The 25,981-nt window shown below is 65.8% G+C and carries 20 protein-coding genes and 1 pseudogene; 3 read left to right on the top strand and 18 right to left on the bottom strand.

Translation table 11 applies throughout. The annotated features are described in order from the left end of the window. Positions 1-54: 54 nt before the first annotated feature. The 5 genes from LT948_RS25570 to LT948_RS25550 form a co-directional block, all read right to left on the bottom strand. Positions 55-1,956, bottom strand: coding sequence for a cytochrome c/FTR1 family iron permease (locus LT948_RS25570; RefSeq protein WP_031632813.1), 1,902 nt, complete (start codon positions 1,954-1,956; stop codon positions 55-57). A gap of 104 nt (positions 1,957-2,060) precedes the next feature. Further along, positions 2,061-2,690: a LysE family transporter gene (locus tag LT948_RS25565; RefSeq protein ID WP_003096365.1), complete on the bottom strand. Its 630-nt coding sequence runs from the start codon at positions 2,688-2,690 to the stop codon at positions 2,061-2,063. 229 nt (positions 2,691-2,919) lie between these two features. After that, entirely contained in the window at positions 2,920-3,678 is a 759-nt protein-coding gene (locus LT948_RS25560) for a TerC family protein (RefSeq protein WP_003096367.1), read from the bottom strand. 6 nt (positions 3,679-3,684) lie between these two features. Then, a complete protein-coding gene (locus tag LT948_RS25555; protein WP_003123700.1) occupies positions 3,685-4,263 on the bottom strand; it encodes a mechanosensitive ion channel family protein in 579 nt (192 codons plus the stop codon). Next, entirely contained in the window at positions 4,263-6,179 is a 1,917-nt protein-coding gene (locus tag LT948_RS25550; protein WP_209364716.1) for an ATP-binding cassette domain-containing protein, read from the bottom strand. The genes LT948_RS25555 and LT948_RS25550 overlap by 1 nt, the downstream gene beginning before the upstream one ends. A 45-nt stretch (positions 6,180-6,224) precedes the next feature. On the opposite strand from LT948_RS25550, the gene LT948_RS25545 reads away from it, so the two are divergent. Next, the gene (locus LT948_RS25545) at positions 6,225-6,704 is read left to right on the top strand and encodes a TIGR02444 family protein (RefSeq protein ID WP_003096377.1); all 480 of its coding nucleotides are present in this window, start codon (positions 6,225-6,227) and stop codon (positions 6,702-6,704) included. A 338-nt stretch (positions 6,705-7,042) separates the two neighbouring features. Here LT948_RS25545 and LT948_RS25540 read toward each other — a convergent pair. Next, positions 7,043-8,149, bottom strand: a pseudogene (locus LT948_RS25540) (AlgP family protein); the annotation flags it as partial. A 125-nt stretch (positions 8,150-8,274) separates the two neighbouring features. Between LT948_RS25540 and LT948_RS25535 the strand changes: the two are divergent. Continuing rightward, positions 8,275-8,904, top strand: coding sequence for an FKBP-type peptidyl-prolyl cis-trans isomerase (locus LT948_RS25535; protein ID WP_003136110.1), 630 nt, complete (start codon positions 8,275-8,277; stop codon positions 8,902-8,904). 61 nt (positions 8,905-8,965) lie between these two features. Here the strand turns inward: LT948_RS25535 and rsd are convergent, their stop codons facing one another. From rsd to algZ, 8 genes are all read right to left on the bottom strand, one after another. Next, the gene (gene rsd, locus LT948_RS25530) at positions 8,966-9,448 is read right to left on the bottom strand and encodes a sigma D regulator (RefSeq protein ID WP_003120370.1); all 483 of its coding nucleotides are present in this window, start codon (positions 9,446-9,448) and stop codon (positions 8,966-8,968) included. A gap of 279 nt (positions 9,449-9,727) precedes the next feature. Continuing rightward, positions 9,728-10,219, bottom strand: a complete 492-nt coding sequence (locus LT948_RS25525) for a disulfide bond formation protein B (protein ID WP_003099230.1) — start codon at positions 10,217-10,219, stop codon at positions 9,728-9,730. Positions 10,220-10,398: 179 nt separating this feature from the next. After that, positions 10,399-11,637 (bottom strand): heme biosynthesis protein HemY, encoded by a 1,239-nt coding sequence (locus LT948_RS25520; RefSeq protein WP_003096390.1) that lies wholly within the window; start codon positions 11,635-11,637, stop codon positions 10,399-10,401. Further along, positions 11,634-12,764, bottom strand: coding sequence for a uroporphyrinogen-III C-methyltransferase (locus LT948_RS25515; RefSeq protein WP_003096392.1), 1,131 nt, complete (start codon positions 12,762-12,764; stop codon positions 11,634-11,636). Before LT948_RS25515 ends, LT948_RS25520 begins: the two co-directional genes overlap by 4 nt. 26 nt (positions 12,765-12,790) lie before the next feature. Further along, positions 12,791-13,546 (bottom strand): uroporphyrinogen-III synthase, encoded by a 756-nt coding sequence (locus LT948_RS25510; RefSeq protein WP_003114032.1) that lies wholly within the window; start codon positions 13,544-13,546, stop codon positions 12,791-12,793. Next, entirely contained in the window at positions 13,543-14,484 is a 942-nt protein-coding gene (gene hemC, locus LT948_RS25505; protein WP_023098229.1) for a hydroxymethylbilane synthase, read from the bottom strand. The genes LT948_RS25510 and hemC overlap by 4 nt, the downstream gene beginning before the upstream one ends. 108 nt (positions 14,485-14,592) lie before the next feature. Beyond that, positions 14,593-15,339: an alginate biosynthesis regulator AlgR gene (gene algR, locus LT948_RS25500; protein ID WP_003096397.1), complete on the bottom strand. Its 747-nt coding sequence runs from the start codon at positions 15,337-15,339 to the stop codon at positions 14,593-14,595. Between the two features lie 4 nt (positions 15,340-15,343). Further along, positions 15,344-16,420 (bottom strand): alginate biosynthesis two-component system sensor histidine kinase AlgZ, encoded by a 1,077-nt coding sequence (gene algZ / locus LT948_RS25495; RefSeq protein ID WP_003096404.1) that lies wholly within the window; start codon positions 16,418-16,420, stop codon positions 15,344-15,346. A 224-nt stretch (positions 16,421-16,644) separates the two neighbouring features. On the opposite strand from algZ, the gene argH reads away from it, so the two are divergent. Next, complete coding sequence (argH, locus tag LT948_RS25490) at positions 16,645-18,039, top strand: argininosuccinate lyase (RefSeq protein ID WP_023098230.1); 1,395 nt, start codon at positions 16,645-16,647, stop codon at positions 18,037-18,039. A 130-nt stretch (positions 18,040-18,169) separates the two neighbouring features. Here the strand turns inward: argH and LT948_RS25485 are convergent, their stop codons facing one another. The 4 genes from LT948_RS25485 to LT948_RS25470 are packed head-to-tail and all read right to left on the bottom strand — an operon-like array spanning position 18,170 to position 25,730. Further along, positions 18,170-19,312 (bottom strand): hypothetical protein, encoded by a 1,143-nt coding sequence (locus tag LT948_RS25485; RefSeq protein ID WP_226342246.1) that lies wholly within the window; start codon positions 19,310-19,312, stop codon positions 18,170-18,172. Further along, positions 19,296-22,820 (bottom strand): toxin VasX, encoded by a 3,525-nt coding sequence (locus LT948_RS25480; protein ID WP_033995455.1) that lies wholly within the window; start codon positions 22,818-22,820, stop codon positions 19,296-19,298. Before LT948_RS25480 ends, LT948_RS25485 begins: the two co-directional genes overlap by 17 nt. Then, positions 22,817-23,698 (bottom strand): DUF4123 domain-containing protein, encoded by an 882-nt coding sequence (locus LT948_RS25475; protein WP_003136119.1) that lies wholly within the window; start codon positions 23,696-23,698, stop codon positions 22,817-22,819. Before LT948_RS25475 ends, LT948_RS25480 begins: the two co-directional genes overlap by 4 nt. Next, positions 23,688-25,730, bottom strand: coding sequence for a type VI secretion system Vgr family protein (locus LT948_RS25470; protein WP_023098233.1), 2,043 nt, complete (start codon positions 25,728-25,730; stop codon positions 23,688-23,690). The genes LT948_RS25475 and LT948_RS25470 overlap by 11 nt, the downstream gene beginning before the upstream one ends. Positions 25,731-25,981 lie beyond the last annotated feature (251 nt).

Here is a 25,981-nt window from a genome sequence, read left to right as displayed (position 1 = left end):
GTAGAAATGACGACGGCCAGTATCGCACTGGCCGTCGTGGTTGCGCGAACCCGCTCAGTCGGCCGCGTTGGCCGCCGCACGCCGGCGCTCGACGATCCGGCTACGTCCGTAGAGCAGCGCGATGGCCACCAGCGCCATGGCCTGGGCCGACAGCGAATAGGCGTCGGCCTTGATCCCCAGCCAGTCGAAGTCGAAGAACGGCACCGGACGGGTGCCGATCACCCCGGCTTCCTGCAAGGCGATGACGCCATGTCCGGCGAACACCACCGAGAGCGCACAGAGCAACGCCGCGTTGATGCTGAAGAACAACCCCAGCGGCAGTTTCGCCGAGCCACGCAGGATCACCCAGGCCAGGCCGATCAGCAGGACCACGGCGGTCGCTGCGCCGCCGATCACGGCATTGTGCCCGGCCGGTCCGGCCTGCAACCAGAGGGTTTCGTAGAACAGGATGACCTCGAACAACTCGCGGTAGACCGAGAAGAACGCCAGCACTGCGAAGCCGAAGCGTCCACCACCGCCCACCAGGCTGCTGCGGATGTAGTCCTGCCAGGCTGCCGCGTGGCGGCGGTCGTGCATCCAGACGCCGAGCCAGAGCACCATCACGCAGGCGAACAGCGAGGTGAAGCCCTCCATCAGCTCGCGCTGGGCACCGCCGATATCGATCACATAGGCGGCCAACGCCCAGGTGGCGAAGCCAGCGACGAAGGCCAGCCCCCAGCCGACGTGCACGCCACGCACGGCACTTTCCTGCCCGGTATTGCGCAGGAAGGCGAGGATGGCGGCAAGCACCAGGATTGCCTCTACCCCTTCGCGCAACAGGATCAACAGGGCGGAAACGAAACTGATGGAGAAACTCAGCGAGTCGCCGCCAAGCTGCTTGGCGGCCTCTGCCAGCTTGCCCTTGGCCAGCTCCAGCTGTTGCGCCACCTGGGTTTCCGGGAGGCCATCGCGCAACGCCTGGCGGTAGGCCATCAGCTGCTTCTCGGTGGAGCGGCGCAAATCGGCGTCGACGTTGTCCAGCGAGCTTTCCACCAGCTCGAAGCCTTCCAGGTAGGCCGCCACCGACAGGTCGTAGGCCTGGTCGCGGTCGCCTTCGCGATAGACCGCGAAGCTCTTGTCCAGGGTGGCGGCGGTATAGTCGATCAATTGCCCAGGACCGCGCTGCTCCAGCGGCGGATGCGCACGCAGGGCGCGGAAGCTCTCCGCAGCGGCCTCGCCGTCGTGCTCGGCGACTTCGGCCGGAGTCTGCGTGGCCAGGGTCGCCAGCGGGTAGGCATGGGCCTTGTCCGGCTGCGCACTGCCGGCGCTCAGGCCGGCCACATAGCTGGCCAGGTCCCAGCGCTGGCGTTCGTCGAGCTGGTCGGCGAACGCCGGCATGTCGGTGCCGGCCACGCCCAGGCCAATGACGTTACGCAGGTCGTAGAGGCTCAGGTGGTCGAGGCGCTGGCGATCGGTGAGGTTCGCCGGCGGCGGTTCCAGGCCGATGCCGGCGGGGCCGTCGCCCTTGCCCGCATCGCCATGGCAGATCGCGCACTGCTGGGCATAGATCGGCGCTGCGCGGCTCGGGTCGGGGGTGATCGCGGGGGTCTGCACCACCTGGTAGATATCCGCCACCCGTGCCTCGAGGTTGCGCGCCTGGAGGGCCACGTCCCTTCCCGGCAAGCGCTGCTCGATGGCCTGGCGCAGGCTGGCGCCCCCCCTCTCCAGCTCGGCGCGCTCGGGGCGCATCGGCAGGGTCAGGACCAATGCCTGCAGGTTGCCAACGAACTCCACCTGTTCCTGGTATTCGCTGGGGTCGACGATCTTGCCGTCAGCCACGGTCGGCGGATAGTCGGCCGCCAGGTAACTCAACAGATGCAAGGCTTGGGAGGGGTCGACGGCCGTGTCGGCAATAGCTCCAAGGCTGAACGCGCAGACCAGCGGCAGCAGCCACAGCAGGATTTTCGGAGGGTGCATGGCGAAGACGAAGTGAGAATGGAAGAGATTAAATTGTCCCTTCGCCTTCCCGCCCATGCAAGAAATACTCTGTAACAATCACGCCCGTCGGCGTGTCGGGCGGCTCAGAGCGGCGCTCGGCGTACCGTCGCCAGCAGCCCCGCGGCGCCGACGAACAGGCTGGCGAAGGTACGGTTCACCAGCTTCTGCTGGCGCGGCGAACGCAGTACGCGTAGCACGCGCGCAGCCAGTCCGGTGTAGCCGGCCATGACGATCAGGTCGACGACGATCATGGTGCCGCCCATGATCAGGTACTGCGCCAGCAGCGGCTGGTGCGGGTCGATGAACTGCGGCAGCACCGCGAGCATGAAGATCACCGCCTTGGGATTGCTGGCGTTGACCAGGAAACCACGCAGCACCAGGGTCAACGGTCGCCCCAAAGGCCGTTCGCCATCGGTGCTCAAGGCCTGTGGCGGCGCCTGCCACTGGCGCACCGCCAGGTACACCAGGTAGGCCACGCCGAACCACTTGATCAGGCTGAAAGCCAGTGCCGAGGTCGCCAGCAACGCACCGACGCCGGCGGCGACGATGGCGATCTGCAGGGCCAGGCCGATCTGCAGGCCCAGCGCGTTCCAGTAGCCTCGCGCAAAGCCGTACTGCAACCCGCAGGACATCGAGGCGATGGCTCCGGCGCCCGGCGACAGGCTGATGGCCCAGCAGGCGAGAAAGAAGGCGAACCAGGTACTGACGAGCATTGCACACCTCGGAAAGCGAACGCGGCTGGCGGCGGGAACGAAAAAGCCAGTGTGCACCAAGGCGGAGCAGCCGCACAGGTTTTCCGACCACGCGCCTCGCCCAACCTTTGCGGGCGCAACCTGGCGGACAGAAAAAACCCGGCAGATGCCGGGCTTTCCCGAGGATACGCGCTCAGCCATGTTGGGCGGACCACCGCGATGCGGCTATTCGCCCTGGCCCCGAACGCTCTCAGTCCGGCGAACCCTTGCGCAGCTTCACCGGCTCTTCGCCGCGCTTGCGCGCCATGGCCCCGCGCAAGCGGATGTTCAGCGCCTCCACCGCCAGGGAGAAGGCCATGGCGAAGTAGACGTAGCCTTTCGGCACGTGCACTTCGAAGGACTCGGCCACCAACACGGTTCCGACCACGATGAGGAACGACAGGGCGAGCATCTTCAGCGATGGGTGTTTCTCGATGAAGTCGCTGATGGTGCCTGCCGCCAGCATCATCACGCCGACCGAGATGACGATCGCCGCGACCATCACCGGCACGTTCTGCACCAGACCGACGGCGGTGATCACCGAGTCCAGGGAGAAGATGATGTCGATGATCGCGATCTGGACGATGATGCCCATGAAGCCGTGGGCCTTGCCGCCGCTCTTCTGCTCTTCTTCCGCGCCTTCCAGGCTGTGGTAGATCTCCATGGTGCTCTTGAACAGCAGGAACAGGCCGCCGAAGAAGAGGATCAGGTCACGCCCGGAGATGCCCTGGCCGAACAGGTGGAACAGGTCGGTGGTCAGGCGCATGACCCAGGTGATCGAGAGCAACAGCAGGATCCGCGTGCCCATGGCCAGGGCCAGGCCGAAGAAGCGCGCCTTCGGTTGCTGGGCCGGCGGCAGGCGCCCGACCAGGATCGAGATGAAGATGATGTTGTCGATGCCGAGGACGATTTCCAGGGCGGTCAGGGTCAGGAACGCGACCCAGATTTCAGGACTGGCGAGCCATTCCATAGATGGTTATTTCCCGTTTTTTGTTGGAGTTGAAAAACCTGGCCCACGCCAGCGACGCACGGCTTTCTGGAAGAACAGGCTGTTGGGAACCTGCAGCAGCGGGCCCGGCGAGCCATCCTCGAGGGTTTCTTCCAGTGTCGTATACAAGAGATTGATGGCAACCACGCGTCCGGTGACGCCCGGTTTGTCGGCGCTATCGATCAGCTCCACGCGGTCGCCGATGCGGAACGGCCCGACGGTGAAGATCAGCAACGCACAGAACAGGTTGGAGAGCACGCTCCAGATGGCGAAGAAGGCTACCGCCGCCACCGCGGCGAAACCGGTCAGCGCGGTCCACAGCACTTCGGCGGACACGCCCAGGCGCTCCAGCACCATGATCAGTGCGCTGACCATGATCAGCCAGCGCAGGCCGCCACGCAGCGGCAGGAGCAGCTCCGGCGGCACCGGATAACGCTCGCCGATACGGGTCACCGTGCGTCGGACCAGGCGCTGGAGCAGCCAGGCGACCAGCAGGATGAGCAGGATCTGCAGCGCCACCACCAGCGGCCCGCTCCAGGTCTGCGTCAACATCTGCAGGTTATCCATCACTCACTGGCCTCCAGTTCTTTCTGCAAGGCTTCGAGGGTTTCCAGGGCCTCCAGCCAACGTTCCTCCAGCTCGCCTTCGCGAACCTTCAGGCTCGATTGTTCGGACAGCAACTCGCGCAATTCGTCCTTTCGCGATACGTCATACAGGGCGCTGTCGCCCAGCCGCGCCTCGATAGTGGCTAGCTTTTCGTGCAGGCCGCCGAGTTCGCGCTCCAGCTTGTCGGCCTCGCGCTTGTGCGGCGCCAGCTGCTGGCGCAGCGCGGCCGCTGCCTGGCGCTGGGCGCGCTTGTCGGTGCGTTCGGTCGGCGCGCCCGGCGCGGTCTCGGCCTGCGGCGCCTTGCGCGCGCGATAGTCGACCAGCCAGCGGGCGTAATCGTCGAGATCGCCATCGAACGGCACCACGCGCCCATCGGCGACCAGGAGGAATTCGTCGGTGGTGCTTTTGAGCAGGTGCCGGTCGTGGGAAACCACCAGGACCGCCCCGGAAAACTCCTGTAGAGCCAAGGTCAGGGCCAGGCGCATTTCCAGGTCGAGGTGGTTGGTCGGCTCGTCGAGCAGCAGCAGGTTGGGCTTCTGCCAGGCAATCAGCGCCAGGGCCAGGCGCGCTTTCTCGCCACCGGAGAAGTTCAATACCGGCTCGTCCACCCGAACGCCGCGGAAGTCGAAGCCGCCGAGGAAGTCCTTGAGGGTCTGTTCGCGCTCGCCGGGGGCGATACGCTGCAGATGCAGCAACGGGCTGGCCTGTGGGTCCAGCGAATCGAGCTGGTGCTGGGCGAAGTATCCGATGGCCAGGTTCTCGCCGCGCAGCAGGCGGCCGCCCAATTCGGGCAGGTCCCCGGCCAGGGTCTTGATCAGGGTCGACTTGCCGGCACCGTTGGGACCGAGCAGGCCGATCCGCGCACCGGGCACCAGTTGCAGCTTGACCTTCTCCAGCACCGCCTTGTCGCCATAGCCGAGACGGCCTTCGCCGAGATCCAGCAACGGCCGGGAGATCTTGTCCGACTCGCGGAAACTGAAATTGAACGGCGAATCGACATGTGCCGGCGCCAGTTCCTCGAGACGCTCCAGCGCCTTGATCCGGCTCTGCGCCTGGCGCGCCTTGGTGGCCTTGGCCTTGAAGCGGGCGATGAAGCTTTCCATGTGCGCACGCTGCGCCTGCTGTTTCTCGTAGGCCTGCTGTTGCTGAGCCAGCCGCTCGGCGCGGGTCCGCTCGAAAGCGGAATAGCCGCCGCGGTAGAGGGTCAGCTTGCGGTTTTCCAGATGCACCACATGGCCCACCACCGCATCGAGGAAGTCGCGGTCGTGGGAGATCAGCACCAGAGTGCCGGGATAACCCTTGAGCCACTCTTCCAGCCAGAGGATGGCGTCCAGGTCGAGGTGGTTGGTCGGCTCGTCGAGCAACAGCAGGTCGGACGGGCACATCAGCGCCTGCGCCAGGTTCAGGCGCATCCTCCAACCGCCGGAGAAATCACCGACCCGGCGCTCCATCTGCTCGCTGCTGAAGCCGAGTCCGGCCAGCAGCCTGCGCGCCCGTGCATCGGCGGTGTAACCGTCGGCGTTGTCCAGTTCGGTATGCAGGCGCGCCAGGGCAGAACCGTCGTGCGCCGCTTCGGCGGCGGCCAGTGCCGCCTGGATCTCGCGCAGGCGACTGTCGCCGTCGAGCACGTAATCCACCGCCAGGCGATCCAGGGTATCGACCTCCTGGCGCATGTGCGCGATGCGCCAGTCGGCGGGCAACAGGCAGTCGCCGGCATCCTGGCCGAGCTGGCCGCGCAACAGCGCGAACAAGCTGGACTTGCCAGCGCCATTGGCCCCGATGAGACCGGCTTTCTGGCCGGCGTGCAGGGTCAGTTCAGCAGCTTCCAGGAGGCGCTGCGGCCCGCGCTGTAGCGTAAGATTGAGGAGTCGGATCATGGCGGCGGAGTTTATCAGTTTCGCCCTTGCGGAGCGTGAGGCTGTATGACTGGAAATGTCTGGAAATTCGCGGTGGACGTCTATGCCCAGCCGGGCGTGGAAACGGCTTGCCTCGCGCTTCAGGAGCAAGGTGCGGACGTCTGCCTGTTGCTGGTCGCCGCCTGGCTTGGAAGGCGCGGTGTGAGCTGCTCGAAAGAACGCGCCCAGATCCTGGAGAACGCCGCGCGCCCCTGGCGCGAAACGGTCATCGAACCCCTGCGCAGATTGCGTTGCGCCTGGCGCGAAGCGGCAACCCACGATGCCTGCCTGGCCGAACTCCGCGAGGAAATGAAGGCCCAGGAACTACGAGCGGAACGGGAACACCTGCAACGCCTGGCCGACCTGGCCACAGCCTGGCTGGAGGGCCAGGAGGCGAATCGTAATGCGGATGCCTGGCTGCAAGCCTGCAGCCGGGACATCTGCACGGAAGCAGAGCGCCGGGCTTTGCTGGTGCTTGGCTCGGCGGCTTTGCAGACAGCGCCTTAGGAGGCGCTGGTCGGGGCGGCGCCGTTGCTGCCCGCGGCAGGCGTTGCCGAAGCAGCGCTGGAGGCGGCTGCCGGGGCGCTGGGAGTCGCCGCAGGCTTCGCAGCAGGAGCGGTGGCGGGCTTGGCTGCGGCAGGTTTCGCGGCTACGGGTTTCGCCGCAGGCTTGGCCACCGGTTTCGCCGCAGGCTTCGCAGCCGGCTTGGCTGCAGGCTTCGTGGCCGCCGGTTTCGCCACAGGCTTCGCCGCCGGCTTGGCTGCCGGCTTCGCGGCTGCGGTTTTCGCCGCGGGCTTGGCCGCCGGTTTCGCCACAGGCTTCGCCGCCGGCTTGGCTGCGGGCTTCGCGGCTGCGGTTTTCGCCGCGGGCTTGGCCGCCGGTTTCGCCACAGGCTTCGCCGCCGGCTTGGCTGCCGGCTTCGCGGCTGCGGTTTTCGCCGCGGGCTTGGCCGCCGGTTTCGCCACAGGCTTCGCCGCCGGCTTGGCTGCGGGCTTCGCGGCTGCGGTTTTCGCCGCGGGCTTGGCCGCCGGTTTCGCCACAGGCTTCGCCGCCGGCTTGGCTGCCGGCTTCGCGGCTGCGGTTTTCGCCGCGGGCTTGGCCGCCGGTTTCGCCACAGGCTTCGCCGCCGGCTTGGCTGCGGGCTTCGCGGCTGCGGTTTTCGCCGCGGGCTTGGCCGCCGGTTTCGCCACAGGCTTCACCGCCGGCTTGGCTGCCGGCTTCGCGGCTGCGGTTTTCGCCGCGGGCTTGGCCGCCGGTTTCGCCACAGGCTTCGCCGCCGGCTTGGCTGCGGGCTTCGCGGCTGCGGTTTTCGCCGCGGGCTTGGCCGCCGGTTTCGCAGCAGGCTTCGCCACCGGCTTGGCTGCGGGCTTCGCGGCTGCGGTTTTCGCCGCGGGCTTGGCCGCCGGTTTCGCAGCAGGCTTCGCCGCCGGCTTGGCTGCGGGCTTCGCTGCCGCGGTTTTCGCCACAGGCTTGGCCGCAGGCTTCGCCGCTACGGTTTTCACCGCAGGCTTGGCTGCCGCCTTCGCAGCAGGTTTGGTCGCGGGTTTCGCCTTGCGGCTCTCCAGAGCCTTGCCAGCAGCTTCCTTCACCTTGCCGACACCCTGCGCCAGCTTGAGGCTTTCCTGTACGTCACGCTTGAGGCCGACGATGTAGGTACGGGTGTCCGCCTGCCGGGCCTTCAGGGTATCCAACGCTTCTTCCAGGTCGCTGATGGTCTCGCGCGCCTTGGCCTGTGCCTTGGTCTTGCCGGCCTTGGCAGCATCCTGCAGCTTGGTGCGAGCCTTGTGCAGTTTTTCCTGGGCTTTGCCACGTTGCTTTTCAAGTTTGGCCAGGAGCTTTTCCGAATCGACCAGCGCTTGTTTGCACGCACCTTCCAGGTGCTCGACAAGGCTGTGGGAAAGTTGCTGCAACAGGTGCAAGGGGGTGGTGACGGGCTTCTTGTTGGCCGACATGACGTGCCTCCAGGCGGACGTGGTTGCGCCCATACTAGACCCGCAAACCCCCTCTCGCCAACGGGTTCGATGTGCTACAAGCGACGTGCGCCAGGATTGCCCGCCGATTCGTCTGGAGAAACCGCATGCCGCGCCGCCTTTTCATCGGTCTTTTTCTACTGCCGCTGCCGCTTTTCGCCGCGCCCCCCAAGGACGAACTGGCCTATGCTGTAGGCGCCCGCCTGGGCACGCGCCTACAGCAGGAAATGCCCGACCTAGAGCTATCCGAACTACTTCTCGGACTGCGCCAGGCCTATCGCGGCGAGGCACTTGAAATCCCCCCCGAACGCATCGAAAAACTTCTGCTGCAACACGAGAACGCCACGACGGAAACACCGCGGATCACACCCGCCGAGGCCCGCTTCCTGGCCAACGAAAAAGCCCGCTTCGGCGTCCGCGAATTGACCGGCGGCGTCCTCGTCAGCGAATTACGTCGTGGCCAAGGTAACGGCATCGGCGCGGCAACCCAGGTACACGTCCGTTACCGCGGCCTGCTCGCCGACGGTCAAGTGTTCGACCAGAGCGAAAGCGCCGAGTGGTTCGCCCTGGACAGTGTGATAGAGGGATGGCGCACAGCATTGCGAGCGATGCCTGTCGGCGCGCGCTGGCGAGTGGTGATTCCTTCGACGCAAGCCTATGGCCACGAAGGCGCTGGCGACCTGATCCCGCCCGACGCTCCGCTGGTCTTCGAGATCGACCTGCTGGGCGTCCGCTGAAATGCAAAAACGGCGCTCTCCCGCATGGAGACGCGCCGTTTCGTAACGACTCGCCGGTGAATCAGACCGGTACTGCCGAACCCTCTGCGCCGCTCTGGCTGTGGGCGTTGTGCAGGACTTCGATGAGGCAGTCCTCCAGCTCGAAGCGTTCGTGCAACTGTTGCCGCAGGACCTTCAGCTCCGCGATGAGGCAGGCTCCTTCACGGCAATCGCCGTTGTCGCAGCGATCGTTGAAGTTCAGCGCGGATTCGGTGATGGCTTCCAGCCGGGGGAAGATCTGCTTGGCCAGCTCCAGGCCGCGCTGATCGCCGAAGGCCTTGCCTTCCGCCGTCAGTTGCTCGTAGACCTCGAAGTGTCCGGCAGATACGTAGTCCAGCAGCAATTGGCAAAAATGCTGGAGTTCTTCGGCGTTGGGCGCCGGTGCCTGAATACCGCTCAGGGCATCGAAGGCCTGCACCAGTTGCTGGCGCTCATGCAGCCAGCGATCGATCAGTTGGTGCACGCCCCCCCACCGCTCTTGGGCATTACGGCAGCTTTCGAGCATGTTGTCCTCGCTTCCCTCTTCGGACGTCCCGGAGAATCATCGTCCGCTCCGAGACGCATTGCTGACGCACTCTCTGCGCTCTGTGGGAGAACGCCTGTGCAAGGGGCGGACTCCGGCGCTACGGAAAGCCAGATTATGCCCCCGGGATGACCCCATCAAGACGCCCGTACAGAAAAATTCATACGGATGTTTGATCGGTATCCCGCATCCGCTCTGGTTTTCGCCAAATCGATACGGCCGACGCTCGAGAGCTGACGAAAGGCCACGGGACAGCCCGCGTCAGGCACGTCGGAGGAACTGCACGATGGAGAAACCGAGATAGGCAACGAACGCCAGCAGGCTCCATTCCGGAATGCTCAGGGTGAACAGCGTCCAGCTCACCTGGGCACAATCCGCGGTGCCATGCAGGACCAGGCGGATCACTTCCTGGAAGGGAAGCGCCTGCATCATGTAGTCGAGGCTGGGCAGGCAGGCCGGCAGTTGGTCCAGCGGAACGGTCTGCAACCATACCTGGCGGGCGGCCGTGGCCCCGCCGCCGAGAGCGAGCAGGAACACCAGCACGGAGTAGATACGCCGCCCACGTAGACCGGGCCCCTGGATCGCGCCAGCGAGGCAGGTCAGGCCGATCAGGATGAAGAAGATCCGCTGCACGACGCACAGCGGGCAGGCCTCCAGGCCAACCACATGTTCCAGGTACAGCGCCCCGCCCATGATGGCGACGCAGGCCAGGAACGCGAGAAGGAAAAGCTGACGGGGGCTGGCCAGGGGCATGGCGGATCCACAGGTACACAGGGGAAAGGCCGCCTACGGTAGTGGAAAGCCTCCGGCCGTTTCAAGCCGCAAGGCCGCTCTGCGGCAAGACATCCCGAATCATTCCGGGCGCCCGCGACAAGCCGCCACAGTCCTGCCGATGGAGCCGAACGGGGAACGCCGGGTGGCGTTCCCCATGCTCAAATGCCCGCCACCACCACGGGCAGCCCCGGAGTACGCCGATCGAGCAGGACCAGGCCCTCCTGGAACAACTGGTTGCTGCGCTCGACCTCGCCGAGCTGCGCCAGCAGGCGTCCCAGCTCGGCGCAGGTCTCGGCACTGCGCTGGAAGCTCAGACTGGCCTCCAGGTATTCCCGGGCCTTGCCCCAGAGCTTGTTGATCAGGCACAGGCGCCCCAGGGTCAGCAGCAGGCCGGGATCGTTCGGATGTTCCTTGAGCCAACCTTCCGCGGCCTGCAATTGCTTGCCCGGATCGCGCCCGCGCACCTGCCCGTAGAGTTGCACCAGGGTCGCGTCGAAGCCTTGCTTGAGCGCATGGCGGAGGACTTCTTCGGCCTCTTCCTCGGCGCCCAGGCGAAGCAGTTGGGCGGCATAGCCCGCGACGATCGCCGGGTCTGCACGCAGCGCCGAAGGCACGTTCTGCCAGCGCTGGGTCAGCGGCTGCAACGCCGTCTCGCCCTCGTTCAGTCCACGCTCGCCGGCTTCCTGCAAGGAAGCCACCCAGGCACGGCGTTCGAGGTCGCGCAGTTCGGAATCCTTCAGCACACGCTCCTTGCGCAGCTCCGGCAGCAGGACGCAAAGGGCCTGCCAGTCGTGCTGGGTGACGTACAGCTGCTGCATCAGCCGCAATACCGTGCGGTGCTGCGGCTGGAGCCCGTGCAGCTCTTCAAGGGTATTGCGTGCCTGCGGGTAGTCGCCGCGATTGATCAGCAGTTGCGCACGGGTCAGGCCGACCAGCAATTGGGCGTCCGGCTCGCGCTCGCGAGCCCGGTTCAGCAGGTCGTCGGCCTCGTCGTAGCGTTCGAGTTCGTTGGCGGCCCGCGCCGCGCCGAGGTAATGCATCAGCGGCCGCTCGCCCATCTCCGCCGCCCGCCGCAAGTGACGCAGTGCCTGCGGCCAGTTGCCTTCGCCGAGATCGCGCAGGCCGCTGTGCTCGGCCATCTGCACGCGACGCCGGCGGTTGTAGCGCGACCAGGGGTTGACCACCCGCCCCGAGCTGCCGAGCAGGCGCAGGACCAGGCGCACCAGCACCACCAGCAGCCAGACCACCGCCAGCAGGGCGAGGAACGACCACAGGCTGGATTCGTAACGGAAGCTCTTGTAGGCGATCAGCACATAGCCGGCCTGCTCGGAGATAGCCAGCCCAACCAGCGTGGCGACCAGCACCACCGCCAGAACCAGGAGGTAGATGCGTCTCATGGACGGCCCTCCGTGGCCGGAGCCGCCTGCGCCTCGGGCACCAGGTTGCCAGCGGCCTCGCGGCGCGACACGTAGGCCTGCAAGGCGCTCAGGGCCGGTGCGAGGTCAGGGACCTGCACGGTGACCGGCTGCTTCGCCAACTCATCGATACGCAACTTCAACGCGCGGCTGTCGGCCAGCTCTACGTTGAAATAGCCGTCCAGCACGTCCTGGGCCTGCTTCAGCGCCTGCTCGTAGACTTCCTGCTTGCCATTCAGCGCCGCCCACTGGGCTTGCTCCAGGGCCAGGCCGATGGTCAGGCGCACCTGCGCCAATTGCTCGCCGGCCAGCAGCGGACGAATGTCCTGGCCGGCATTGAAATCGATGCGGATGTAGCGCGAGATCTTCTCCCACCACAGCTCCCAGGTGCTATTGCCGTCGCCCCAGGCGACATTGCTGGCACCGCTTTCGCCTTCCTTGAAGGTCGGCGTGAGCGGTTGCAACTGGTTGACCTGCTCGCGCAACGCCGCCAGTTGCACGAACAGCCCGGTACGGTCCGGCTCCGGCAACGCGCGCAGGGCCTCGAGGCTGGCCGCCAGCTTGGCGCGGGCGGCATAGGCGCCGGGATCGTTCTGCGCGCGCAGGATGTCATCGGCGCCCTGCACCAGTTCGGTGGCGCTGCCCACGTCCTGCAAGGCGGACAGGCGCAGGCTGGCCAGGCGCAGCAGGTGTTCGGCCTCGGCCAGTCGCCATTGCTGGCGGCTCTGGCCGAGGACCTTCTTCAGTTGCTCGCTGAGATGCTGCTGGTCGCCCTGCAACTCCACCACAAGGCGTCGCCGGGCCTCCAGTTCGTCCGCGGTGGGCAAAGCGTCCAGGCGGGCAGCCAGTTGCTGGTTGCGCTGGGCCAGGGATTCAGTCTTGCCACGGGCATCTTCCAACTGCGCCAGCTGGTCGCGCTCGGTGCCCTGCAACTGCTGGACCTGCCAGAAGCTCCAGCCACCCGCGCCGAGTCCCGCCACGCCAACCAGCAGGGCGAGCAACGCCAGGCCGGTGGCGGTACCGGAACGCCTGGATGCATCGGGTGCAACGGGAGAAGGGGTGGAAGTGGAAGTTCTTGCGTCGTCTTGGGGAGTGACTGCTTCGCTCACAGGTCCATCCTTTGGTCAAGAAAGTTCTAGGCGGCGCTCGTCAGGGCCGCCAGCAAGGCCGGCGCGCTCGCGCCCCGGCAATCAATCACCCGTTGCGCACCCAGTTCGCGCGCCATCTCGGCGACCCGCGGGCTGGGTACGAACAGCGGCAACCGGCCTATCTCGGGCCAATCGGCTGCCGCCAACTGATACAGATTTTGCAAACCCTGTCCACTGCTGACCACCAGGCCGTTCAGGCGTTCCGCCCGCACCCTTGCCAGCAGCTCTCCGGCCGGATAGTCCGGAGCCCGGCGCCGGTAGAGTGGCAGGTAGTCCACCTGCACGCCTTGGCCGCGCAGGCGCTCGGCGAGGAATTCTCGGCCACCTTCGCCGCGCATGATCAGCACTTTCGGATCGTGCACGCGCAGGGAATCCTGGAACGCCGGCAGCGCCAGCAACGCTTCGCTGTCGTCGCCCTGTTCAGGGTAGGTTACGTCGAGGCCGTAGGCCTCGAGGATCGCCGCGGTCGCCGCGCCGACGCTGCACCAGGTCTGCTGCGGCGGCTGCGGCCAGTAGCGGTCGAGCCGCTCCAGCCCCAGGCGCGCCGCCGGCTTGCTGACCACCACCACCGCGCAGTAGCGGTCCAGGTCGAGCATCAGCGTACGCTGCTCCGGGGTTTCTTCCAGCGGATCGATCGCCAACAGCGGCAGGCTACTGCTATGGACGCCCGCCTCGCCGAGGCTGGCGGCCAGGGCCGCGCACTCCTCGTCGGGGCGCGTCAGCAGGAGCCGCCAGCCGCTCACGGATGTCCGGCCTCGCCGTAGACGGCTTCGAGAATCGCTTCGGCGCCCTGCTCCAGCAGGTCGTCGGCCACCCGCACGCCCAGCGCCTCGGCTTCCGCCAGTGGCGCCCGCCCCTCGGCACGCAGCAACTGGGTGCCATCAGGCTGGCCGACCAGGCCGCGCAGCCACAGCTGGTCGCCCTCGCGGATGGCGTAGCAGGCGATCGGTACCTGGCAACCGCCGTTGAGTCGCTTGTTCAGCGCGCGCTCGGCAGTGACCCGCAGAGCCGTGTCGGTATGGTGCAAGGGTTCCAGCAAGGCATGCAGGTCGCTGTCGGCCGTACGGCATTCGATGCCGACGGCGCCTTGTCCGCCGGCGGGCAGGCTGTCGTCGACATTGATCGAGGAGCGGATGCGCGACTCGAAGCCGAGGCGGATCAGGCCGGCGGCGGCGAGGATGATCGCGTCGTATTCGCCGGCATCCAGCTTGGCCAGGCGGGTATTGACGTTGCCCCGCAGGAAACGGATCTGCAGGTCCGGCCGGCGCGCCAGCAGCTGCGCCTGGCGGCGCAGGCTGGAGGTGCCGACCACGCTGCCGGCTGGCAGTTGCTCGAGGCTGGCGTAGGTGTTCGAGACGAAAGCGTCACGCGGGTCTTCGCGCTCGCAGATGGTGTAGAGGCCGAGCCCCTCGGGAAAGTCCATCGGCACGTCCTTCATCGAATGCACCGCGATGTCGGCGGCGCCTTCGAGCAGGGCGGTTTCCAGTTCCTTGACGAACAGGCCCTTGCCGCCGATCTTCGCCAGCGGTGCGTCGAGCAGCTTGTCGCCGCGACTGGTCATCGGCAGCAGGGTGACGGTCAAGCCGGGATGCGCCTGTTCCAGGCGCGCCTTGACGTATTCGGCCTGCCACAAGGCGAGGGCGCTCTGGCGAGTGGCGATGCGGATTTCGCGGGACGACATGGGATATTCCGTGCACAGGGATGCGCCCATGATAACAGTTCGAACCCGAGTGCGCGGACGCTGGGCCCGATAGCCGCACCCGGGTCGCTGGCGAACCGCCGACCGCCGTCAGAGCTGATGCATCAGACGCCTGACCCCGGCCACGTGCCGCCGGCTGACGGTCAGTGCATCGCCGTCGAGGCCTTTCAGGTAGAGCTGGAAATGCCCCAGCGGCGTACGCTGCAGGCGTTCGATCCGTTCGCGGGCGACCAGCGCGTTGCGGTGGATGCGCACGAAGCGCTCGCCGAACTCGTCTTCCAGCGCCTTCAACGGCTCGTCCAGCAGCACCTCGCCCTGCGCATGGCGCAAGGTCACGTACTTGTGGTCGGCAATGAAGAAGATCACCTCTTCCAGCGGGATCAGCTCGATCCCCTTGCGGGTCCGCGCACTGATGTGGCTGCGCGGACCGCTGCCGCCGGAGGCCGGGGGCTTGGTCAGCGCGGCCAGTTGCACGCGGTTCGGTCGCGAGGCTTTCTTCAACGCCTCGGCCAGGTCTTCGCTGCGCACCGGCTTGACCAGGTAGCCCACGGCGCTGACCTGGAAGGCTTCCAGGGCGAATTCGTCATGGGCCGTGCAGAAGATCACAGCCGGCGGCGCTTCCCGCTCACAGAGTCTGGCCGCGACCTGGAGGCCGTCCAGACCGGGCATGCGGATATCCAGCAGGACGATATCGGGCTTGAGGCTGTCGATCAGCGTCAGCGCTTCTTCGCCATTGCTGGCCGAGGGCTCGAGGACGCGATAGCCGTCCAGTTGCCCTACCAATCGGGCCAGGCGCTCTCGCGCCAGAGGTTCGTCATCGACAATCAGGACATTCATAAGCTCAGGCTTCCTGCATGAGTCGCGCACATGGATAGCGTAGACAGGTGTAGTGCCGTCCGTCACGGCGCTCGACGCTGAGACTCGCTTTAGGCCCGAAAAGTGCCCCAAGTCGTGCATCGATATTGTGTAACGCCTGTCGCGTGCCTTTCGACGGGGGCGACTCGAGCGCCTCGTCGTAGGGGTTGCTCACACATAGCTGGAACACTCCTTCACGATAAACCGCCTCGACCTGCACCAGGCCACCTTCGACCCGCGGCTGGATGCCATAGATAAGCGCATTTTCCAGCAGCGGCTGCAAGGTCAGTTGGGGGATCGGCAGGTTGGCCGGCACCCCGTGCACCTGCCAGTCCAGTTGCAGGCGATCGCCAAGACGATACTGCTCAATGGAAAGATAGCGCCTTGCCAGCGCCAGTTCCTCCTCCCAGGAAACTAAAGTGCCGGGCTTCGCCAGGCTGGCCCGGAACAGGTCGGACAGGTCCAGCACCGCATGCTCGGCCTTCAGCGGGTCCAGCTCGATCAGGCTGGCGATGCTGTTCAGGCTGTTGAACAGGAAGTGCGGGCGAATCCGCGCCTGCAGCGATTCCAGGCGCGCCTGCAACTCGGCCTGCTGCTGCCGGCGCCACTGGCTCTGCAGGTAAAAGTAGCGCAGCACCAGGGCGGACATGATCAGCGCGATCAGCGCGTGCCGCAGATACAGATTGACCTCGCCGGCACGCGTCAGTTCTCCGCCCAGTTGATAGTGCTCGGCGACCGCCGTGCAGCCCAGGGTGAGGGCCACCACCAACAGGCAGCAGGCACTCCCCGCCAGCGCCACCGGCAGGCGCGCGAGCAATGGCCGCAGGCGGCAGAACAGCGCCGCCGAGAGCAGTACGATCCACTGCACGAACAGCGACGCCAGGGCCAGGCGCACCCAGTTGAAGCTCGGCGTCATCGGCTCCGCCAGCACCAGCACCAGCACCAGCAGCTCCGCCAGCAGCACCAGGGTGAACAGGGCTTCGGCTTCGCAGAGCTCGGGAATGAAGAAGTCGTCTTGGACGGCCGGCCGGGTCGAGCGGCCGGGCTTGAATCGGATAGGCATCGACAGAGTTTCCGCAAGGCCCGTGGCGCCCGCAAGACAGCCGCGGGCGTACGGGCGAAATAAAGCACCGAAATGCCATCTGCCGCAAAAAACCGCGAAACAGCGCTCGTTCCGGCTTCGTCGACGAGCCGCCGGTTTTTCCTCCCGGCCTGCTATCATCGTCGCACTTTGCCCGTCACGCAGGCCGCGCGGCCTGTCCGTTTCTTGTTGCAGCGAGAGATACCATGAGCGTAGAGAAGACCAACCAGTCCTGGGGCGGCCGCTTCAGCGAGCCCGTCGACGCCTTCGTCGCCCGTTTCACCGCCTCCGTCGACTTCGACAAGCGTCTCTACCGCCACGACATCATGGGTTCCATCGCCCACGCCACGATGCTGGCCAAGGTCGGCGTGCTGAGCGACGCCGAGCGCGATGCGATCATCGACGGCCTGCAACAGATCCAGGCGGAAATCGAAGCCGGCAGCTTCGACTGGCGCGTCGACCTGGAAGACGTGCACATGAACATCGAGGCGCGCCTGACCGACCGCATCGGCGTCACCGGCAAGAAGCTCCACACCGGCCGCTCGCGCAACGACCAGGTGGCCACCGACATCCGCCTCTGGCTACGCGACGAGATCGACACCATCCTCGCCGAGATCACCCGCCTGCAGGAGGGCCTGCTGGGCCTGGCCGAAGCGGAAGCCGACACCATCATGCCCGGTTTCACCCACCTGCAGACCGCCCAGCCGGTGACCTTCGGCCACCACCTGCTGGCCTGGTTCGAGATGCTCAGCCGCGACTACGAGCGCCTGGTCGACTGCCGCAAGCGGGTCAACCGCATGCCGCTCGGCTCGGCGGCCCTGGCCGGCACCACCTACCCGATCCAGCGCGAGATCACCTGCCAGTTGCTGGGCTTCGACGCGGTTGGCGGTAACTCCCTGGACGGCGTCTCCGACCGCGACTTCGCCATCGAATTCTGCGCCACCGCCAGCCTGGCGATGATGCACCTGTCGCGCTTCTCGGAAGAGCTGGTGCTGTGGACCAGCGCGCAGTTCCAGTTCATCGACCTGCCCGACCGCTTCTGCACCGGCTCCTCGATCATGCCGCAGAAGAAGAACCCCGACGTGCCGGAGCTGGTACGCGGCAAGTCCGGCCGGGTGTTCGGCGCCCTCACCGGCTTGCTGACCCTGATGAAGGGCCAACCGCTGGCCTACAACAAGGACAACCAGGAAGACAAGGAACCGCTGTTCGACGCCGCCGACACCCTGCGCGACAGCCTGCGCGCCTTCGCCGACATGGTCCCGGCGATCCGGCCCCGGCGCGAGATCATGCGCGAGGCGGCACGCCGCGGTTTCTCCACCGCCACCGACCTGGCCGACTACCTGGTGCGCAAGGGCCTGCCGTTCCGCGACTGCCACGAGATCGTCGGCCACGCAGTGAAGTACGGCGTGGACAGCGGCAAGGACCTCGCCGAGATGAGCCTCGACGAACTGCGCCGCTTCAGCGAGCAGATCGACGCCGACGTCTTCGACGTGCTGACCCTGGAAGGCTCGGTCAACGCCCGCGACCATATCGGCGGCACCGCGCCGAACCAGGTCCGTGCCGCCGTCGCCCGCGGCCGGCAGTTGCTCGCCCAGCGCTGAGGCTTGCGACAATCCGACCTCGCACCCAGCAGGTTCGGGCGACACGCGGAGCGCAGCCTTAGCGCTCCGTATCCCCCACCTCCGCAGCCGACGACGCTCCGCCAGCTATGCTTCCGGAAACGACGGGCGCTCAGCGCACGCCAGTCGCCGAAGCCTCTCGCCGTACCTCGGTAAATATCTCGATGATCGAGCGTTGCGGATCACGCTGTCGCAAGGCCCTCACCCGTTGACTCTGACGTTGCAGCTCCTCGCTGGGCCTGACCCACTGTTCGGATGGCAGGGGCTGTGACCAGGCACGCATGGCCTCGGGCAACTCCTGGCGTTGCATGCGCTTGACCCGGCGGATTTCCCATTCGACTAGATGGAATGGCAGCGTCCATAAATCCATTGCGTGGTAGAGATACCAACCGACCATATACCAACGCCCTACTTCACCCTCCCGGTAGCGACGATGAGCACGAGCGCGGGCATTGCGGAAGGTGTGCAGCCCCTCGTGAGGCGGGTCGTCCGGGCCTTGCAGGTCGAGTGGGTCCTGGATTTCCTTGAGGCTGTGCACCTCATGCTCCATATAGGCTCGGACGGCCTCCCAGTTGGCGATGGCCAGAGGCAGGCCGGCACAAGGGAACTCCAGGGAGAAGTCCTCGCCGCTGGCGGCATGATGGAAGCCCACACCCATGCCGTATTGGCGCTGGATGCCGTACTGGGTGGCACCCTGGGCCTGGATCACCCAGGCCGATAGGGACTCCCAGGGGACGAAGATGGGGGCGGAGTGGCTTTCTGGGACGAAGCAAACTTCGCGGCGCTGGCGATTGAAGCGAGTAGGGATGATCTTTTTATACTTTATATGATTGGACCACCATGCACTTAACAAGATAATAAAGCCAAACAGCGCACACCCCGAGCCATATGTTATCCCTATATCAAACAACCCTACAGCCAACTGTTTAGCCGTGCTTATATCACCACCTAACAAAGGCGTGCCGACCATCATTAGGGTTGGAATTAAAAAAACAGATATTATCCAGAGAGTAAATGGGCCACCTAATCTGACCTGCCAGGCAAATGCATTGGGCAGCCCTGTCCCGAAGTCAAGATAAGTATCATTCATTTCCCCCACGGCATGAGAATAGTCCTGTGCGGGCTGGACTGTAGGTAGAGGTAAAGGCGCGAGATAACTGACCAGCCCGCTTGAAAAGGGAACCACATCTCCTGCTCGGTGGCTCTCCATCAGTCGCAACGGCGGCACATCCATGGACTTATCGTTCTGGAGCATCGGCAAAATCCGGCAGCAAACGGGGGTCAATTAGCATCCAGGATGCTTCCTGCCCCTGGATACGTTGTGGCGAAGCAGGATAGTCTCCTTCGCTGTGTGGCGACAGGCGAACCATGTGCCGATCGGCATGATATTGACCCTGCGGGTTCAGTCGTTCGATCTGTACAGCCAGTAATAGATCCTCCGTGACCGAGCCCCCGGTCACACCCTCCAGCGGCGCTAGCCGCGGCACCAGCAACACCAACGGTTCGGCGGACGCGACCTGTAGACTGTCGCCGACAACTTCGGTGACGGGGAACCAACGCACCATGGGCGAACCTCTTTCGTATTTCACGCTACGAATGCGGTAGGCCGCCAGGCTCAAGCGTACTTCAGGGCGCCCGGCCAAGGTCTGCTGCAGTGCTCCCAGACTGATACCAGGCAAGGCTAGGCTGATCTCCGCAGTGGCAGGTGAGGAGAGCAGGTCTCGCCACCAACTGCCATGACTCGCGTGCTTGACCTCACCTCTTGGCGTCTGGACGATCCCCAGAAGTCGTTGCTGATAGATTTCCAGGGACTGGTTCAGGCGCCCTCCGATGTCGCGGCTCCAGGGTGTACTGAGCAACCAATCGTCATGGGGCGTGGTATTACTGCGATTATACCAATAGGTTCCTACCAGTTCGAGGGCGGTGAAAATGGCACCGGCGATATTGAATCGAGCAAATATGCTCGAAAGTCGCGTGCCAGCCAATGCCCAGGCTGTACGCTCGGCAGCAGGTGTTGCAGCCCTGAGCACACCTTTTAAAGCATACCCCGTATGCCATACCCCGTAGGCGCTGCTGGCCAGCATTCCGCTGGAGCCAACCATAGCTAAAGCGGCACCTTGCTGAGCTTGAGCATTTCCGCTGCGTATAGCACCAAGCCACTCGCCATAGTGGGTTTGAGTAGCAACAGCTGCTGCAAAAAAACCTGCCGCATATCCCACAAACCCTAGGCGTAAGTGCAGTTTTCCCATTTGTACATGAGCAACTTCCACAGCGTGGTTCTGCAGCCCCTGTGCCAACTGAGCACTTCTGGCCTGAAGAGCTGTATCGGCAATGGCCTGAGCTGCCGCTACGCCCGCAGATATTGTGGTGAAAATAGAACCAGCCAGCGGCATTAGCTCACGCTTATCCGGCGAAGTCGCGATAACCCCCCGCCATACCTGCACCATATTGACAAACTGCGCCACAAACACAGCCAGACCAATTCCATCCCCCACCTTATTGAACGCGGCTGCACTGCTATAGCCATTGCGCAGGTTACGGATACCACTGGCAACTTCCTGTAACTGTGCAGACGGCAGGATCAAGGTGATTCCGGCGCGGCCTGGTGTCGCACCGGCGAGACGGATGCTGTTGTCCGGAAGCTCGGCGATCGGGCTGAGGGCGGCGGCCAGGCGCGGCTCCAGGGCGTTGAGCTGGAGGCGGACACGCTGGATGTCGGCGAGCAGGGCGCGGGCGTCCGTCGACTTGTGTCCGGCCTGGCTCTTCACCTGCTTGCGCTGGCGGACCAGCCGGCGCAGTTCCGCGCGCTGTTCGAGCACTTCCTTCAGGTCGGCCTGGAGGATGGCCTTTTCCGCTTCGCTGGCAATGGTGAAGGTCACCCCTTCGCGGACCGCGGCGTCGAGCAGGCGACCGGGAAGGGCCTTGGGCAGCTTGCGGAACAGCGCGTCGAGATCCGGCGCCTGCTGCTGGCCTACGCTCTTGAAGAAGCCCTCCATGGTCCGGCTGATGCCCAGGGTCAACGCCGGGTTGAGCGTGGCCTGGGCGCTGTCGGCAAGCGCTCGGGTGGCCTCCGGCAAGCCGTCGAGAGCGGGCAGCTTGCCCAGCTCCAGCGAGTCGCGCTGCTGCGCCCACTCTTTCAGCTTGGAGAGCCAGAGATGGCCGGGCGGCCCGAGCTGCGCGTATTGCGCGATCAGTTCGGCCTGGGTGTTCAACGGCAGAGTCTGGAACAATGGGCGATCGTATTGCGGATTTTCCTCCAGGAAGGCGAGCACGGCCTCGCTGGCCTCGTCGCTGCGGCAGATATCCTTCAGGCAGGCGTACTGGGTGGCGAAGGCCAGTCCCAATTGCTCGGCCTGCTGGAAATCGTAGTACCAGGCGGCGCGATGGAATCGCTGCTCGGTAAGCATCTGCGTGCGGTCTGCGCTGATCTGCTCGAGCAGGGCGTTCCAGCGCGCCAGGTTGGGCCTGTTGGCGGCGAGGAAGGCATCCATGGCGGGACGGTCGATCAGGTCGTCGATGCCACGCTGGCCGAATTTGGCGCCATGCAGCGCGTCGTCGACCTTTTCGCCGTGGCTCTTCTTCAGGCGGATCAGGGCGTCCAGGTTGCGTTCGACGAAGGCCGGATCGGCAACCGCCATTTTCCGCTTGGTGAAGTGTCGCTCCACAGGTCTGTGCAGCGGCTCCGGCATGGCGGGGTCCATCGGCTTCGGCAACGGCTCGCCGTTGAGGTAGTCCAGCAAGGCCTGGCGCGATCGCTCCCGCTCGGGAGGTGGCAGCCGGTCGAGATCGTCGAACAGCGGCTGGGCACCCTCGTCGGCCAGCTTGGGCAGTTCCGCGGCGCGGATCTGGGTCAACGACTCGATGTAGCAGGCGATCATGTAGTCGCGCTCGTTGGCCCCGGCCTGGGCGCCGCCCTGCAGCCATTCCTCGAGCCAGCCGACCACTTCGTCCTGGTAGGCGGCTAGGTCGCGCATCACACCGATGTCGTCGCGCAGCGCCAGGAACAGGGCATCATGCTCGTACTGCGGGAGTACCTGCGCAGTCAACTCGCCGAGCTGGGTATCGCGGAACAGCGGCGGATCCTCCCAGACGTAGTCGCGTCGTTCGTCCGGATGGGCGGCGGGTGGACTGGCCGGGCGCTGCTGGTGGGGCGGGAAGCGCTGCTGGCCCTGCTCGTCGCGATGCACCTTGTTCTGCACCACTTCGGCCAGCCAGGTTTCCGCCTGCCGTCGGGTCAGCAGATGCGGCCCCCCCTGCTGCGGGTCGGCGCGGCGCAGATCGACGGCCTGCATGAAGTGCTCGCGGTCCTTCGGACTGGCGAGCACCTGCATGCACTTGCGCGCGGTCCATTGCAGCTCCGAATAGGCCACGTACAGGATGCTGGTACGGGGAAAGACCAGTTGGGGCTCGCCGACCGCGCGGCTGCGTACGTCGGCGCGAACCTCGGCGTCCTGCCACAGCAGCTTGTCGATAGCGCCCTTGTCGATGCGGTATTCGTGCAGCTTTCCGGTTCCGCCGTCGATCACGTAGAGATAGCCATTGCGCACCAGCCGCAGACCCAGCGGCCGGCTTTTCAGGGCGAAAGGCATCGCCAGCTCGGCGCTCGGATCGACGCCTTCGGTCAAACCGTAGCGCAGCGGCAACAGCTGCACCTTGGCGTTCATCAACGGACAGGTGCCGCTCGGCGAACGACTATCGCTGGACGAGGCTTCGTTTGCCGCCAGGTTGGCGCTGTCTCGCCGGGGTGTGGCCTGCGCAGTCATGAATGCATCCTTTCTGTCTCGGCGGCGCGACGCACCGCCAGCTCGGCCGCAGCGGCCACCCGCTGCGCCGGGGATTGGCTGGAGGGACCATCGAGCAGCACGGCGATGTCCGCATGCGCGTCCAGCGCATCCTCGCCCAGGTAGCCGAAGATATTGGCGTAGAGCAGGATGTCCCGCGCCGAGCACATCCCACGACGGTAGGCCTGCTCGGCCAGCATACGCAGGTGCTGGAAGCGCTCTCGGCCGCACAGGGCCGGGCGATAGCCGGGGAAATACAGATTCATGTGGCGATCCATGTCCATGAGGGTCTGGCGGAAGCTGACTTCGCCAAGTGCATCGAATTCGGCCTCGCTCAGACGGTAGGGCTGCGTGCGGTCGCGAGCGATCGCCGAACCGCTTCGCCGGTGTTGCCACCAGCGGATTTCCAGGGCATCTGGAGCACATGCCTGCTCGATCGGACCGAACAGTTCCATGCGTTCATGTTTCAGCAGGCTATGCATCACTGCCGGGTCGGCCAGGCGCAGCAGCACCGGCTCGCCATGGGGAGATTGGACGCACAGAAGGTCCCGCAGGTGCTGCGACAGGATCGGCAAGCTGACCCGGGCGAAGAGCAGGTAGCCCCATTCCTGTGTGGCGTTGTCGAGGAACGCCTGCAGGATAGGGTCCTGGCGGCCGTCGAGGGCGACCAGGCAGGGCGACAGGTCCAGCAGTTCCTGCCAGCGGCTGTCGCGGTACAGCGGCTCGAAGGTCGGAGTATCGCTCCATTGGTAGAGCTTGCGCGGCAGTTCCGTGACGCTGACGCCATCGAGCAGCAGGTAGGCATTCAGCGTCCAGGGCAGGTCGGCGGGCAAGGCGGGTAGCATCGGTTCAGTGCGCATCGGTTTTCGCCCTGGCCGCTTCGCAGATGGCGCAGATCGGTTTCTTCTGCAGCAATGCCTGACGCTGCGCGCGGATCAGCAGGTCGCCCGGATTGTCCGCGTCGGCCTGCCGCAGCGGCCCCGGCAACAGCGGCGCCGCGCCGCTGCCGTTGCCCGGGCTGCCGCCGGAGTTGACCCGGACGTTGGCCCCGGAGAGGGTCACGCCGCTGGCGTCGAGCTTGAGGAAGCTGCCACCGCCCTTCAGGGTCAGTTCGGCGCCGGCCTCCAGCACCACCTTCAGGCCGCTGCTCAGGTGGATCTCCTGGCCGGCCTCGACGAACTGGCCGCTGGCGATCTTCAGGTGCTGGTCGTTGGCTACGGTGAGGTGGTCGCTGGCGCGGACCTCCACCTTGCGCTCGGCGTGGGTGGTGCGGTGTTCCTCGGCCTTGAACTCGCTGTAGCTGTTCGCCTCCACGGTGTCGTGGCGTTGGTGACCGACGCGGATCTTCTGGTCGTGCTCGATGTTTTCGTCCCAGTCGCGCTGGGCATGGACGAAGATCTGCTCCTGGCCCTTGCGGTCCTCGATGCGCAGCTCGTTGTAGCCACCGCCGCCAGGGCTGCTGAGGCTCTTGAAGACGCTGCGGGTCTTGTGCGCCGGCAGTTCGTAGGGCACCGGATGTTCCCTGTGGAACAGGCAGCCGGTGACCAGCGGCTGGTCGGGGTCGCCTTCGAGGAAGGTCACCAGCACCTCCATGCCGACCCGCGGGATGGCGATGGCGCCGTAGTTCCTTCCCGCCCAGCCGGAGGCAACGCGTAACCAGCAACTGCTGCTGTCGTCGGCCTGGCCCTCGCGATCCCAGTGGAATTGCACCTTCACCCGACCGTAGCGGTCGCAGTGGATTTCCTCGCCCTTCGGACCGGTCACCACCGCGCTCTGCGTGCCGAGGATGCGCGGCTTCGGCGGTGTCAGCGGGGGACGGAAGAACGCCTCCCAGGGCGTGGCCTGGAAGCGGTTGCGGTAACCCTGCCGGAAGTCGTCCGGGCTCGCCGAGGTGTCGGAGACGATGCTTTCTTCCAGCACCTGCGGCTGCCGCCCCTCGTGAATCACCTCGGTGAGCAGCCAGAGGTCGTTCCAGCCCGCCTGGGGATGGGCGGCCAGCGGCAGGAAGTGGCCGCTGAGCAGCAACGGTTGGTCGCTGCGGCCCTCGGCCAGGCGGTAGTCGCTGCGCTGCCGTTCGAGGGCACGCCTGGCCAGGTGCTTGCCGCGCTCGCGGTCGACGAAGCGACCGGGATAGTCGTAGTCCTCGAGGTCCGGCCGGGCTTCGCCGCGGGCGGCGCTTTCCAGCGTCAGGCGCGGTTTCTCGAAGTCGTAGTCGCGGCGGGTGACGCGGCTGGTGCGGGTTTCCAGGCGTACGCCGAAGCGCTTGACCGCCGGCCGGTCGGCGACCAGGCCGGAGTCCTGCTGGTAGGCCACCGGCGCGAGCCGCGGGAACACCGTCTGGTCGTCGCCGAACACCAGCAGGTGCGCCGTGGCGCTGTGCTGGAAATGAAAGTGGATGCCCTCCTCGCAGCACAGGCGCTGGACGAACTGCAGGTCGCTCTCGTCGTACTGCACGCAGTATTCGCGCTCGGGGTAGCGGGTGCCGAGCTGGAAGCGGTAGGCGTCGGCGAGGATGCCGTGTTCCTCCAGCACCCGGCCGACGATCTGCGGCACCGTGAGGTGCTGGAAGATGCGCTGGTTGGTGCGTTGGGCGAGGTAGGCCAGTTGCGGGACGAGGGTGATGCGGTAGCGGGTCAGGCGCTTGCCCGAGTCGCCCTGTCCGGCGCTGCGCACCAGGCCGTGGATACCGTTGCCGGCGGGCCCGAGGGTAAGGAAGGCGGGTTTGTGCAGCAGGCTTTCGAGGTCCGGCACGGGGCGTTCGCCGACCAGCTCCAGGTCGAAGGCGAACGGCTGGCTGATGGCTTCGCGGCCGCTGAAGGAGAGCACCTGCAGGTCGAGGGCGAGGCCGTCGATGGCGAGGCTGAAATGGGTCTGGTTGGCTGCTGCGAACATCCGTTGTCCCTCACTGGCGCAGGCGACCGATTCGATTGTCCTGCCTGGCGCGGGCGAGACAAGGGCGCGCAGGCTCGATCGGAAGCTGCCTACAACAAACAAAGCGGCATCGACCCGGCGCGGGCTTTCCTGGCCACGGCGCTGTGGGTCATCGAGGGCACGACGGCCAGCGAGGCTGGCCGCGTGCGGCGGTCGCGGCTCAGCCGGCGACCGGGGAGCGCCAGTCGTCGGAGCCGGAGGTGCCGGAGACT

Source organism: Pseudomonas sp. CP-1, assembly GCF_021213715.1.
Classification (GTDB): Bacteria; Pseudomonadota; Gammaproteobacteria; order Pseudomonadales; family Pseudomonadaceae; genus Pseudomonas; species Pseudomonas aeruginosa.
This window is presented reverse-complemented; position numbering and strand designations above follow the sequence as displayed.